General features: G+C 58.7%; 13 protein-coding genes and 2 pseudogenes. 8 read left to right on the top strand and 7 right to left on the bottom strand.

Translation table 11 applies throughout. The features are described from left to right. The 3 genes and pseudogenes from WLY71_RS26080 to WLY71_RS26090 all read left to right on the top strand — a co-directional run. Positions 1 to 842 (top strand): annotated as a pseudogene (locus WLY71_RS26080) (L-lactate permease); the annotation flags it as partial. 27 nt (positions 843 to 869) lie between these two features. Then, positions 870 to 2,348, top strand: a complete 1,479-nt coding sequence (locus WLY71_RS26085) for an aminotransferase-like domain-containing protein (RefSeq protein ID WP_347805841.1) — start codon at positions 870 to 872, stop codon at positions 2,346 to 2,348. A 13-nt stretch (positions 2,349 to 2,361) separates the two neighbouring features. Next, positions 2,362 to 2,649, top strand: coding sequence for a hypothetical protein (locus WLY71_RS26090; protein WP_256661702.1), 288 nt, complete (start codon positions 2,362 to 2,364; stop codon positions 2,647 to 2,649). A 14-nt stretch (positions 2,650 to 2,663) separates the two neighbouring features. Here WLY71_RS26090 and WLY71_RS26095 read toward each other — a convergent pair whose 3' ends face one another. From WLY71_RS26095 to WLY71_RS26105, 3 genes and pseudogenes are all read right to left on the bottom strand, one after another. Continuing rightward, the gene (locus WLY71_RS26095; RefSeq protein WP_256661703.1) at positions 2,664 to 2,948 is read right to left on the bottom strand and encodes a YceK/YidQ family lipoprotein; all 285 of its coding nucleotides are present in this window, start codon (positions 2,946 to 2,948) and stop codon (positions 2,664 to 2,666) included. 257 nt (positions 2,949 to 3,205) lie between these two features. After that, positions 3,206 to 3,292, bottom strand: a pseudogene (locus WLY71_RS26100) (PaaI family thioesterase); the annotation flags it as partial. A 24-nt stretch (positions 3,293 to 3,316) separates the two neighbouring features. Further along, positions 3,317 to 4,225 carry a LysR substrate-binding domain-containing protein gene (locus WLY71_RS26105; protein WP_129437126.1) on the bottom strand — a complete coding sequence of 303 codons (909 nt, stop codon included), beginning with the start codon at positions 4,223 to 4,225 and terminating at the stop codon, positions 3,317 to 3,319. Between the two features lie 104 nt (positions 4,226 to 4,329). Between WLY71_RS26105 and WLY71_RS26110 the strand changes: the two genes are divergently transcribed. The 3 genes from WLY71_RS26110 (at position 4,330) to WLY71_RS26120 (ending at position 7,536) form a co-directional block, all read left to right on the top strand. Beyond that, a complete protein-coding gene (locus WLY71_RS26110) occupies positions 4,330 to 5,196 on the top strand; it encodes a pirin family protein (RefSeq protein ID WP_347805842.1) in 867 nt (288 codons plus the stop codon). Positions 5,197 to 5,324: 128 nt separating this feature from the next. Then, complete coding sequence (ycaC, locus tag WLY71_RS26115) at positions 5,325 to 5,951, top strand: isochorismate family cysteine hydrolase YcaC (protein ID WP_033061120.1); 627 nt, start codon at positions 5,325 to 5,327, stop codon at positions 5,949 to 5,951. 142 nt (positions 5,952 to 6,093) lie between these two features. Then, a complete protein-coding gene (locus WLY71_RS26120; protein WP_347805843.1) occupies positions 6,094 to 7,536 on the top strand; it encodes a mechanosensitive ion channel domain-containing protein in 1,443 nt (480 codons plus the stop codon). 121 nt (positions 7,537 to 7,657) lie between these two features. Here WLY71_RS26120 and WLY71_RS26125 read toward each other — a convergent pair whose 3' ends face one another. Further along, complete coding sequence (locus WLY71_RS26125) at positions 7,658 to 7,909, bottom strand: hypothetical protein (protein WP_347805844.1); 252 nt, start codon at positions 7,907 to 7,909, stop codon at positions 7,658 to 7,660. A 206-nt stretch (positions 7,910 to 8,115) separates the two neighbouring features. Here WLY71_RS26125 and WLY71_RS26130 point away from each other — a divergent pair, with 206 nt between their 5' ends. Beyond that, positions 8,116 to 8,556 carry a carboxymuconolactone decarboxylase family protein gene (locus tag WLY71_RS26130; protein ID WP_347805845.1) on the top strand — a complete coding sequence of 147 codons (441 nt, stop codon included), beginning with the start codon at positions 8,116 to 8,118 and terminating at the stop codon, positions 8,554 to 8,556. A gap of 13 nt (positions 8,557 to 8,569) precedes the next feature. On the opposite strand, the gene WLY71_RS26135 is transcribed toward WLY71_RS26130, so the two are convergent. Both WLY71_RS26135 and WLY71_RS26140 read right to left on the bottom strand, forming a co-directional pair. Continuing rightward, on the bottom strand, positions 8,570 to 10,162 hold the full coding sequence (locus WLY71_RS26135; RefSeq protein WP_347805846.1) for a DHA2 family efflux MFS transporter permease subunit: 1,593 nt from the start codon (positions 10,160 to 10,162) through the stop codon (positions 8,570 to 8,572). Next, on the bottom strand, positions 10,159 to 11,280 hold the full coding sequence (locus tag WLY71_RS26140; RefSeq protein WP_347805847.1) for an HlyD family secretion protein: 1,122 nt from the start codon (positions 11,278 to 11,280) through the stop codon (positions 10,159 to 10,161). The genes WLY71_RS26135 and WLY71_RS26140 overlap by 4 nt, the downstream gene beginning before the upstream one ends. A gap of 258 nt (positions 11,281 to 11,538) precedes the next feature. Between WLY71_RS26140 and queC the strand changes: the two genes are divergently transcribed. Further along, complete coding sequence (gene queC / locus WLY71_RS26145; protein WP_347805848.1) at positions 11,539 to 12,228, top strand: 7-cyano-7-deazaguanine synthase QueC; 690 nt, start codon at positions 11,539 to 11,541, stop codon at positions 12,226 to 12,228. A gap of 57 nt (positions 12,229 to 12,285) precedes the next feature. Here queC and WLY71_RS26150 read toward each other — a convergent pair. Next, on the bottom strand, positions 12,286 to 12,774 hold a 489-nt coding region (locus tag WLY71_RS26150), incomplete at its 5' end, for a queuosine precursor transporter (RefSeq protein WP_347805849.1).

Genomic DNA, 12,774 nt, shown 5'->3' on the forward strand with positions numbered 1-12,774 from the left:
CCATGTGGCAGGGCGGCATCCGCACCGTCTCGCCGTGGCTCGGGCTGATTGTGGTGACGGCGCTGTTCGTCGCCGTGCTGTTTTCCATCAACCTGTGGATCGGCCCGGAAGTCTCCGGTGTGCTGGCCGGTCTTGCCGTGGCCTGCGTAGGTCTGGGCATCTCGTACGCGCAACGCAAGAAACTGGTGCGTTGGCCGAGCGCGGCATGGCCTTATCTGGCCTTGCTGGGGGTGATCGTGGCGTCGCGCGGGTTGTTTGTCATGTCGGGCTGGGATGCGCTGTGGATCGTCAAGGGCGAGCACGTTTCGTGGAAGCCATTGGCATCCCCGGGCCTGGCGCTGCTGATTGTTACCCTGCTGATGGCGATCAAACAAAGCGCCGCAGCGGGTTTCCCATGGCGCGCGCTGTTCAATCGGGCGAAGTTTCCGGTCACGACGATTTTCCTGTTCCTGCTGCTTTCTCAGGTGATGGTCAACGCCGGTTTTCTCGTCGAGGCACAGCGCACACTGCAATCGTTGTCGGGGATTTCCCTGGCGCCGACGATCGCCTTGCTGGCGGGTATCGCCGGTTACGTCACCGGTTCCAACGTCGGCGGCAACACCCTCGTCATGCCGTCCATCGCCGCGCTGACCAGCGAACACGGGGCGTGGCTGGCCGCGATGGTCAACAGTGCCGCCGGGCATGGTGCACTGGGGTCGCTGTCGATTCTGTCGCTGATCACCGGGCTGGCGGGCGCCAATCGGCATGAAGAAAACAACCTGATTCGATTCGCCTTCGGACTGGTCGCCCTCAACATCGTCATAGTTGCTGCAACGGGAGTCGTTTTGCTCTACTTTCTCTGAATTGTTTCGAGAAATAACAGAGAACTTATGGACAGGTTTGATTTACCGGACAAACGCTGGCGGATAGTCAAGGACTGGATTATTCGTCAGATCGAAAGTGGTGATTGGGCAGCCGAAACAAAACTGCCCTCGATCCGCACCCTGGCGCGAATGTTTGAAACCAGCATCACTACCGTTCAGCGCGCCTTGGCTGATCTGGAAGCCGATGCCTATGTGTCGACCGTCCCTCGTGTCGGCTATTTCGTCTCGGCCTCCGGGCAGGCCAAACCCGCCAGCGGGTTTGATTTCTCCAGTGTCACGGTCAACGTCAATCATGCGGTGGTCGCGATGCTCTCCCAAGCGGCCTCGCGGACCACCGCGTCGTTGAACTCGGCGGTCCTGCACAGCGACCTCACACCGAATGTGCTCCTCAACAAATGCCTTTCAGTGCTGGCCGGCAAGTCTGACAACTCGCTGACCGGACTGGTCGCGCCGCCGGGCCTGCCGGCGTTGCGACGGCGCATCGCCGGGCTGATGCTGACTCGCGGCGTGGTCTGTGGGCCGGACGATATCCTCGTGACCTCGGGTGACACCATTGCCCTGGAACTGGCCCTCGAAGCCGTCGCGCCAAGAGGCGCTACGGTCGCCATCGAAACGCCGACCTATTACGGTATCTTGCAGACCATCGAACGCTTGGGCATGCGCGCCCTGCCGATCCGCACTCACGGCAAACTGGGCCTGGACGTCGATCACCTCGAAGAAGCGTTGAAACTGAAAAAGGTCGCGGTGATCTTTCTCAACCCAACCCTGCAGAATCCCCGTGGTTTCATCATGCCCGATGAAACGCGCGCACGACTTTCACAGATCGCGCGCGAAGCGGACGTGCCGATTATCGAGGACGACATTTTCTTCGACCTGGTGCCGGAAACAGAGCGCCCGCGCGCCATCAAGAGCTACGACACCAGCGGGCAGACGATTTACTGTTCGTCATTCTCCAAAACCATCGCACCCGGTTATCGCGTCGGTTGGTGCCTGGCCGGCAAGTACCGCAATGCCATTCTTGCGCAAATGTTTTCGCGCAACCTGGCGGTTTCCAGCCTTGCGCAAAATGTTCTCAACGAATTTATCGGGCGCGGCTACATGGAAGAACACTGCGCCAGGCTCAGGTCGCAACTGTCATCGCTGGCGAGCTTTGTCGAAGCGCTGGTGCGCACAGATTTCCCTTCGGGAACCGTGTACGTGCCACCGCGCGGAGGCTTCATCCACTGGATCGAAATGCCCGGGCACACCGACATGCCCGCACTGCAACAGTTGGCCACCGAACGCGGATGCCACGTGGCCGGCAGCGGGATCTTTTTCGCCGATGGCCATGCAACCACAGGCGTGCGCATCTGCCTTGGCACAGCGCTGACCCCTGGCGTGATCGAGATTCTGAAGGTGATTGCCGAGTGTGCGCACCTCGCCGGGCGACCGTCGAATGTGCGACAACCACTGATTGAGCAACAGGAAGAACCGGCGCTCTCCTGAACGCCAAAGCCGCGTGACGTTTTGGCTGACCGTGCTGGTTGGCGTGCTGATTGCCTTCGCCATCGGTGCCTCGATCTACAGGCTGATCGACAGCTGGATCAGCGGCTCCATCACCACCAACAACCGCGGCCCGCGCGACACCTATACGCTGGCCTTGCAACCACGACGGTTCTGGGTCGAGTTCGTGTCGCAATGCATAGGAACCGTGTTTATTTTGCTTATTGGCGTGTTCGGGGTGTGGGTTTATCGCAAAGTGCAGGACCCCGCGCAGAAACCGAAGGCCAAACGCCCTCGACGATAAACGGAGGGCCGACTTCAGAGGGTGTTGACGTAGTCGACTGGCAGCAGAACGGTGTCGAGTGCGGCGTCTACCGGCAGGGACACGACGGTGATCAGCGGACAGACAATCATGATGTAACAGATGATCGCCGCGGGTTTGCTTTCCTTTCCTGTCACGCCGAGGAGCTGCAAACCGCCGTCGACGCCTTTGTAATAATCCACGTCCGACATGCCATTGCTGACGCGCCCGATCATCGTTCCACAACCGGCCATCATGACGACAAGGCCCGCCAGACAGCCAACACGCAAAATCCCTTTCAAACCCGCACTTCCTTTGCCACTCACTATGAGGCGTGGGATTGTACCCGCGCCATCCCATGAGAAAAACCGCTGGATCGGCAAAGCAATGTTTACCGCAAGTCATGAATCGGGGTGGCAGAAGGCTTTGTGGTGTTTGATCTGGCGCCTTCGTCGGAACGCCGCCCGGAGCAAGCTCGCTCCCACAGGGGATCTGTGGTGTACGCAAATCCAATGTGGGAGCGAGGTTGCTCGCGAAGGCCGCGACTCGGTTTAAAGCCTTACCCCCGCGCCTCAAGAATCATGCAGGTGGTCGACCCCGTCGCGTACAACCGCCCATCCACGTCATAAATCCGCCCCTCGGCCAGCTGCTATGGAGTGTGTACGGGCTTCTAAGCAATATCGCTGTGGCTGAATTCCTCGCCCAGAAAGTCGATCAATGCACGCACCGACGGCAGCAGCCCACGGCGTGACGGGAAGATCGCATGCACGATCCCGCATTTGGGTGCCCAGCCCGGAACCAGTTCCACCAATCGGCCCGCCGCAATGTCATCGCGCACCACCACGCTGGGCAGGTGAGCGATGCCAATCCCGGCCACCACGGCGTGACGCAACGCCAACAGGTCATCGGTGACCATTCGTGGAGCATGCCGAATCACCGCGCTGGCGCCGTCCGCCCCAAACAATTCCCACTGATATTCACGCTGCGCCGCGCCCCAATGCAGGCTTGGCAAACCGCTGAGGTCAGCCGGGGAGGCCGGTGAAGACAGGCGCGACACAAAGGCCGGGCTGCCCACCAGGCACTGGGTGCTGTTGCCCAGCACCTTCATCACCATGTCGGTATTTTCCAGCGGCGGAAAGCGCACCCGCAGGGCGATGTCGAACCCCTCGTGGATCAAGTCGACCCGGCGGTTGGTGCTCTCGATGAACAACTCCACCAGGGGGTACTTGAGCATGTAGCGGGTCAGCATTGGCCCGACCCAGGAGTTGAGCAGCGCAGTCGGGCAACTGATGCGCACCAGGCCCTGGGGTTCGGAGCGGTTGCGTTCGATCAGTTCGGCAGCGCTTTCTGCTTCCACGCGCATCGCCAGGCAGCGCTGGTAATAGGCCTGACCGATTTCCGTCAGTGAACAATGCCGGCTGGTGCGGTGCAGCAGGCGTACGCCGAGGCGCTCTTCGAGCTCGGCAATGCGTCGGCTCAGCTTCGACTTGGGCATGTCCAGCGCACGGCCGGCCGGGGCGAAACCGTGGTGCTCCACCACTTGGGTGAAGTAGTAGAGGGTGTTGAGGTCTTCCACCATCGTTCTCCATATAGAACGCTAAGGCTGATTTTTGCAGTCTAGTGCATCAAAGGGTTCAGTTTTAAGCTTTGTCCAACGCGTCACGCACCAGATTCGGAGGCGGAATGAAAAACATCATCGGTATCTACACCAGCCCACGGACCCATTGGGTCGGCGACGGTTTTCCGGTTCGCACGCTGTTTTCCTACGACAACCTGGGCAAGCACATCAGCCCGTTTTTGCTGCTCGATCACGCCGGTCCCGCTGAATTCACCCCGACCACCGAGCGTCGTGGCGTCGGCCAGCACCCGCACCGCGGTTTCGAGACGGTGACCATCGTCTACAAAGGCGAGCTGGAACACCGCGACTCCACCGGCAGCGGCGGCAAAATCGGCCCAGGCGACGTGCAATGGATGACCGCAGCCTCCGGGATTCTCCACGAAGAATTCCACTCCGAAGGTTTCGCCAAGCGCGGCGGCACTCTGGAAATGGTGCAGCTGTGGGTCAACCTGCCGGCCAAGGACAAAATGGCCGACGCCGGTTACCAGACGATTCTCGATGGCAACATCCCGAGCATCGCGCTCAAGGACCAGGCCGGCAGCCTGCGCTTGATCGCCGGTGAGTTCGACGGCCACACCGGCCCGGCGCGCACGTTTACCCCAATTGACGTCTGGGACCTGCGCCTCAACGGCGGCAAGTTGCTGACCCTGGACCTGCACGAAGGTCGTAACACGGCACTGGTCGTGTTGCGTGGCACGGTTCAGGTCAACGGTGTGGAACTGGTGCGGGAAGGGCAGTTGGCGTTGTTCGAACGCAATGGCCAACAGCTCAGCCTGGAAGCCAATAACGATGCCGTCGTGTTGCTGCTCAGTGGCGAGCCGATCGACGAACCCATCGTCGGCCATGGCCCGTTCGTGATGAACAGCGAGCAGGAAATCCACCAGGCCTTTGCTGACTTCCAGTCGGGCCGGTTCGGTCGGATGAGCGGTTGAACTCATTGTTGTAACGCTGTGGCGTGCCGGGCGAGGGCGACTACCCTTGCTTGGCCGCGTTTTAACGAATTATCAGGTTTCTCTCACGCCGGCCCATTCGGCATCGATAAAAATCGAGGACTACTCCCATGACTACCTCTTACAAACGTCTCGACAAGGATAACGCCGCCGTTCTGTTGGTCGATCACCAGGCGGGTCTGCTTTCTCTGGTGCGCGACATCGAGCCGGACCGTTTCAAGAACAACGTGCTGGCCCTGGCTGACCTGGCCAAGTACTTCAAGTTGCCGACCATTCTCACCACCAGTTTCGAAACCGGCCCCAATGGCCCGCTGGTGCCCGAGCTCAAGGCGCTGTTCCCGGACGCGCCGTACATTGCCCGTCCTGGTCAGATCAATGCCTGGGACAACGAAGACTTCGTCAAGGCGATCAAGGCCACCGGCAAGAAACAACTGATCATCGCCGGCGTGGTGACCGAAGTGTGCGTGGCGTTCCCGGCGCTGTCGGCACTGGCTGAAGGCTTCGAGGTGTTCGTGGTGACAGACGCTTCCGGCACCTTCAACGAGCTGACCCGTCAATCGGCCTGGGACCGCATGTCGGCCTCCGGCGCACAGTTGATGACCTGGTTCGGCCTGGCCTGTGAGCTGCATCGCGACTGGCGCAACGACGTGGAAGGCTTGGGCACCTTGTTCTCCAACCACATCCCGGACTACCGCAACCTGTTTACCAGCTACAACGCCCTGACCAACAGCAAGTAACCCCGGCGCACATCGCCCCCTTGTAGGAGCTGGCGAAGCCTGCGATCTTTTGATCTTCTTGGATTGCCAAAAGATCGCAGGCTTCGCCAGCTCCTACAATCCGTGCGATGTTTGCGTCATTGGTCCTTGCTGGAGTTGCTTGATGCTGTCACTGCTTACCGATCACCCGTTGCTCTGCGCGATGGCTTTGGTCCTTATCGATCTTGGGCTGTGGCGCCTGCTCAGTGCCAATGGCAGCAACTGGAAACTGGTGGTGCGGCTGGTGATTTTTTCGTTGTTCAGCGTCCTGCTGTTCAACGAAGGCCTGAACCCCATGGAACCGGCGCCCTGGGTCGACAACGTCCCGCTGCACCTGGCGGCCACCGGATTGCAGATCGGCTGGTGGCTGTTCGGTGCGCGTACCCTGACGGTGCTGATCGGCGCGGTGATGATGCAACGGGTCGGGCACACCGGGCGCTTGCTCCAGGATTTGCTCGGCGCGGTGATTTTCCTGATCGCGATCATCGCGGCGCTGGCGTATGTCCTCGATCTGCCGGTCAAGGGTGTGCTGGCGACCTCCGGTGCGTTGGCAATCATCGTCGGCCTGGCCCTGCAAAGTACCCTCAGCGACGTGTTCTCCGGGATCGTCCTGAACACCACCAAGCCCTATCAACTGGATGACTGGATCTCGATCGACGGCACCGAAGGTCGGGTCACCGATATCGACTGGCGCGCGACGCGCCTGCAAACGGCCCAGGGCAGCATGGCGGTGATCCCCAACTCCCTGGCGGCCAAGGCCAAGATCATCAATTTCAGCCGGCCCAGTGACATTTTCGGCGTCTCCATCAGCTTGCAATTGAGCCCGCACGCGCGTCCGCAAACCGTCATTGAAGCACTGGAGCGGGCGATGGAGGGTTGCCGTTATCTGTTGAACAAACCGGCGCCGTGTGTCGCGCTGAAAGGCTCCAGCGCCACCGGCGTGGAATACGAAATCAGTGGTTTCGTGGTCTCCATGGACCAGAAGCGCATGGTCCGTAATCAACTGTTCGACCTGGCATTCCGGCACTTGCAGGCCAGCGGTGTCAGCCTGTTGTCGAACGTCGAACCGAACGCACCTGCCAACCTGTCGCGGCCACGGGCATTGCTGGATGCGTCGAGTATTTTCTCGACCCTGCGTCAGGAAGAGAAAGAAACCTTCAGCCAGAACATGACCCTGCAAAACTTCCGCGCCGGTGAAATGATCCTGCCGGCAGGGGAGGTCAGCGATCATTTGTTCATCATCGAATCCGGCGTCGTGTCGGTGGAGCTGAGCCGTGGCGGGGTCAAGTTCGAGTCTGGGCGCATGGGCCCGGGTGAGGTGATCGGTGAGGGTGGGATTTTGTCCGATACGGCGCTACCGGCAGACTTCAGCGCCAAGACGTTCTGCAGCTTGTACCGGATCGAGAAGGAATACCTCAAACCGTGTCTGGATGCGCGACATGACATCAGCGAAGCGATGAAGGCGTTACTGGATTTCCGCTTGAACAAGGCTCAGACGTTGACTCAGGAAGCGCCTAGGGTTGTGCAGAAGAAGGGATTTTTGCAGTGGCTGCGCAATCGAGCGTAGGGGCTTGAAGGTCATGTACGCGGGTGCAATCGAGTGCGCCGTCAGCAGGCGCCTGGCGAACAATCTGTGCGCCGACCAGGGTACGGTCATGACTGTTCCAGTACTCGAGAGGCGCATGTTGCTAAATCATGCCAACGGGGCCGGCGATCAACAGCAAGGCTAGATAAGCCAGGGTTTGTCGACGCGTCAGGGGTTTTTTGCACGCCGACCGCCGCGCTGCGATCCGGGCGCGGCCATGTCCATGAATCTGGGCGAGCAGAAAGGCTTCGCGCGCCTGTTCCGGCATTTCCCACAACATGGATTCCAGGTGCCAACGCGATTCGTAATCCGGCGAAGTAGCAGGAGGCAAAGGCATTTCGGATGAGGACGACATGGGTAGGAGGTACTCGTTTCCGGCATCCTGGCCGCGTTATCAAGAATGAATCGCATTCTAGTGGTGTCGGTGCGGTGATGGCAATTACCCATATAGATTATTTTCAAGCCCGCCCATTGGCATCCTAATCTTCCCAATAATTGGCTATTTGCTGCAGGTTAGTGCGGGATTAACGTAGCTCCGCACCCATTTGACTGGAGCCCACCATGCAACCGCGTATCGATTTCTACACCGCTTCCCCAGATGCACTCAAAGCCATGATCGCGCTGGAAACCGCGGTGTCGAAGCTGCCTCTGGAAAAGTCGTTGATTGAACTGGTCAAGCTGCGCGCTTCCCAGATCAACGGCTGCGCCTTCTGCGTCGACATGCACACCGCCGATGCCCGCAAGGGCGGTGAAACCGAACGTCGGCTGTACGCGGTGTCGGTCTGGCGTGAAACGCCGTTCTTCACACCCCGCGAACGTGCGGCGCTGGCCTGGACCGAATCCCTGACGCTGCTGAGCCAGACCCATGCCCCTGACGAAGACTACGAACTGGCCACCGCGCAGTTCACGCCCAAGGAAATGGTCGACCTGACCTTGGCGATTTCCACCATCAACAGCTGGAACCGCCTGGCGGTAGGCTTCCGCAAAATGCCTCAGGAGTAATAACACCCAAGGCTCAATGAGCATCGGCACTCGGCGCGGCCGGTGGTTGCACCTTGCGCATCAAGGGCACCATCGCCGTGGCGATGATGAAGCAGACCATGATCATCAGGAATGCGTCGCCGTAGGTTTGCGTCTGCGCTTCGCGGTAGGTCAGCAGCCAGAGTTGATGCAGGCTGGCGGTGACGCCCACATCACCGCTTTGGCCGAGGGCTGCGAAGTTGTTGCCGACCTGGGACAGCCACTGATTCAGTGCTTCATTGGTGCTGTTGAGGTTTTCCGCCAACCGGGTGAAGTGCAAGTTGGTGCGGTCATTCAGAATGGTCGCGCACGCGGCGATGCCGATGGCACCCCCAAGGTTTCGCATCAAGTTGAACAGTCCCGAGGCGTGTTTGAGCCGCGCTGGTGCCAGTCCGCCGAGGGTCAGGGTCACCGCTGGCGGCACCGCCAATTGTTGGGCAATCCCGCACAGCGCTTGCGGCAGCATCAATTCCTTAGCCCCCCAGTCATGGGTGATCGGGCTGAAATCCCACATCGACAACGCGAACAACCCAAGGCCGAACATCATGATCCAGCGCAGATCGATGCGGTTGGCCAGAAAGGCGTACAGCGGAATCGCCATGATCTGGAACACCCCGGTGGAGAAAACCGCCAGACCAATGTCCAGCGCACCGTAGCCACGCACCCGACCGAGAAACAGCGGTGTCAGGTAAATGGTCGCGAACAGGCCGATCCCGGTGACAAACGAAAAGAAGCAGCCAAGGGCGAAGTTACGGTCTTTCAAGGCGCGTAAATCGACGATCGGGTTGGCGACGTGCAGGGTTCTACCGATGAACGCCAGGCCGGCCAGTCCGCTGATCCATGCCGTGGTCAGAATCGTGCTGTCGCTGAACCAGTTCCAGCGCGGGCCTTCTTCGAGGGTGTATTCCAGGCAACCGAGAAACAGCGCCATGAACACCATGCTCAAATAGTCGGCGCCTTTGAGCAGCGACAATTCCGGCTGGTCGATTTTCACCAGCATCGGCACCGCCACGGCGACGAAAATCCCCGGCACCAGGTTGATGTAGAACAGCCAGTGCCAGGATGAAATATCGGTAATCCAGCCACCGATTACCGGGCCAAGTGTCGGTGCCAGCGAGGCCACCGCGCCAATGGTTGCAGCAGCGATCACCCGTTGCTTGCCGGTGAAGAAAACGAACGCCGTGGTGAACACCAGCGGGATCATCGAACCACCGAGAAACCCTTGTAGCGCGCGGAAGGCGATCATGTTCTGAATGTTCCAGGCCGCGCCGCAGAGCAGGCTGGCCAGGGTGAAACCCACTGCTGAAGCGCAGAACAACCAGCGTGTCGAGAACACTCGGGAGAGCCAGCCGGACAGCGGGATCACGATGATTTCGGCGATCAGGTAACTGGTTTGTACCCACGCCGTTTCGTCGGTGCCGGCCGAGAGCCCGCCGCCGATGTCACGCAGCGAGGCTGAGACGATCTGGATATCCAGCAGCGCAATGAACATGCCGATGCACATGGTGGCGAAGGCGAAAACCTTGGTCGCCGTTGCCATGTCGGCGGCATTGAACGGTTGCGCGGGGACGGTGAGAGCGCGGCTCATGGCGCGCTGGCCACGGCCGGGGTTGCAGGTTCCTTGCGAGTGTCCACTTCAGCGGTGACCGACAGGCCTGGACGCAGATGGCCGAGCACGCCATCGGCCGGATCAAGCAGGATGCGCACCGGCACCCGCTGAACGATTTTGGTGAAGTTGCCCGTGGCGTTTTCCGGCGGCAGCACGCTGAACTGCGAACCACTGGCCGGCGCGAGACTGTCCAGATGACCGTGGAATTCCTGCCCCGAGAGCACGTCGGCATGAATGATCACCCGTTGCCCCGGTGTCATTCGCGATAGCTGATCTTCTTTGAAGTTGGCATCGACCCACAGCCCGCTGGCCGGTACCACCGACAGCAGTTGCGAACCGGCCTGTGCATAAGCGCCGACCCGCGCCCGGCGATTGCCGATCACGCCGTCCACCGGGGCCTTCAGTTCGGTGTAACCCACGTCCAACTGTGCCAGATCACGTTCGGCAAGAGCCTGCATCAGCGCGGCGCGGGCTTGTTGTTTCTGGGTTGCGATCACGTTCAGCTGACGTTGCGCGTCGAGCAATTCAGCCTGGGCCCGGGCGCTGAGGGCCTGGGCGGTCTTGAAGGTGGCGTTGGCGCGTTGGGCGCTTTCCACCGAGACGGCATTGCTGCCGACCAGTTTTTTGTAGCGAGCATCATCATCCCGGGAACGGACGGTTTCGGCGCCGGCGGCATCGATCCCGGCGCGGGCCTGGCCGATCACCGCGTGTTGCAATTCTTCGGTGGCATCGAGATTGGCGAGCAGCGCTTCTTCGGCGGCCACTGCGCCTTCGGCCTTGGCCAGGTTGGCGCGGTAATCGCGGGAGTCGAGACGAATCAGCACATCGCCGGCCTTGACCTTCTGGTTGTCGGTGACCAGCACTTCTTCGATGTAACCCGCCACCTTCGGCCCGATCACCGTTACATCGCCGCCGATGTAAGCGTCGTCGGTCTCTTCAATGAAACGGCCGGCGGTCCACCAGTGAGTCGCGTACAGCCCGGCGAACACCAGGGCAGCGATGACCGCCGTCAGCAAGATCAACCGTTTGAGCAGGGGAGGCTTGGGTGTGCTCACCGGGACAGCAAGGTCGGGTACAAGGCTGGGCATGCTGGTCATGGAGATTACCTGTGGGAAACCGGTCTTTATTACGCGTGTAATATGACGTTGGTAATATTTGGTGGCAATTGATTTCTGTTGCCGGTCGTCAGGTGCTGCGGAGGAGGACTGGCTGTTGACGCTCGGGTATCAACAAAGAAATGACACAAACGGAAATCGGAGACGGTCATTTCGGAAACCTCCCACACCCAGCATTTGAGCTTCCCGGTAGGGTCAACGGCCCCGGCACCCTGCCGAGCCCCCAAGGAAGAACGAACCATGACCAGAAAGGCCGTTATCGTTTTCAGCGGCGGACAAGACTCAACCACCTGCTTGATCCATGCATTGCCGATGTACGATGAAATTCATTGCATTACGTTTGATTATGGCCAGCGCCATAGTGCGGAAATCGAAGTGGCGCAACAGCTTTCAAAACAGCTTGGCGTGAAGGTGCACAAAGTATTAGACACTTCATTGTTGAGCGAACTGGCCATTAGCAGTTTGACGCGCGACCACATTCCAGTTGCAAGGAGTACGGTGGGCGGCGTGCCTGATACGTTTGTGCCGGGCAGGAATATTCTGTTTTTAACGTTGGCTTCTATTTATGCCTATCAAGTAGGCGCTGAAGCTGTCATCACGGGTGTGTGTGAAACAGAGAGCTCTGGCTACCCGGATTGTGGCGATGAGTTTGTTAAGGTGTTGAACAACGCCATCCACTTGGGCATGGACTATAAGGTACGAATCGAGACGCCGCTTATGCGGCTTAATAAAGCTGAGACCTGGGCTTTGGCTGATTATCATGAGCAGCTTGATTTGATTCGTTTCCATACATTGACTTGCTACAACGGGATAATGGGGAGTGGGTGCGGCGACTGTGATGCGTGTGCTCTTCGTGCAAAAGGATTGAGTGAGTTTTTGGAAGGTAGAGCAGAGGTTGTTCACAGTCTAAAAGTTAAATTAGAACTATAGGGTGTAGCGCATAACGGGGGAGGGTCGATTAGCAGCTAATTCACACTCCCCTAGGTCTTATGCGGTTTTAGCTTCAGATATGTATCTTTTAAATAATGATCTTGCCCCATAGGCCGGCAGAATATTGAAAATGGCGAAGCACATTTTTATGGTTATTTGTACATAAACTATCTTAAGGATATCGCTGTTTTGCATGGTTCCATAAAACGCAATAAAGCAAAAAATGAAACTGTCTATTATTACGGCAAAAAAAGTGCTGAAAAATACTCGCAAGAATAAAAATCTTGAGTTTGTAAGTTTTTTTATTCTGCACAGAAGATAAGAGTTGACGTATTCAGAAAAAAGGAAAGAAATGCAGGATGCTACTAATGCAGATGACACATGTGTAATCACCTCGCTGTAGGGTTCGTCGAGTTTCCAACCAGTTAAGCCTGGAAGAAAGCTGGTGGTGCTCAGCAAAATTATAATAAATGCATTACTTGCAAAAGCGAACAGTATGGCTCGTCTCGCGAGTCTGAGTCCATAAGATTCATTCAGTATGTCAAC

The sequence above is a fragment of the Pseudomonas rossensis genome (assembly GCF_039888995.1).
GTDB classification, from domain to species: domain Bacteria; phylum Pseudomonadota; class Gammaproteobacteria; order Pseudomonadales; family Pseudomonadaceae; genus Aquipseudomonas; species Aquipseudomonas rossensis.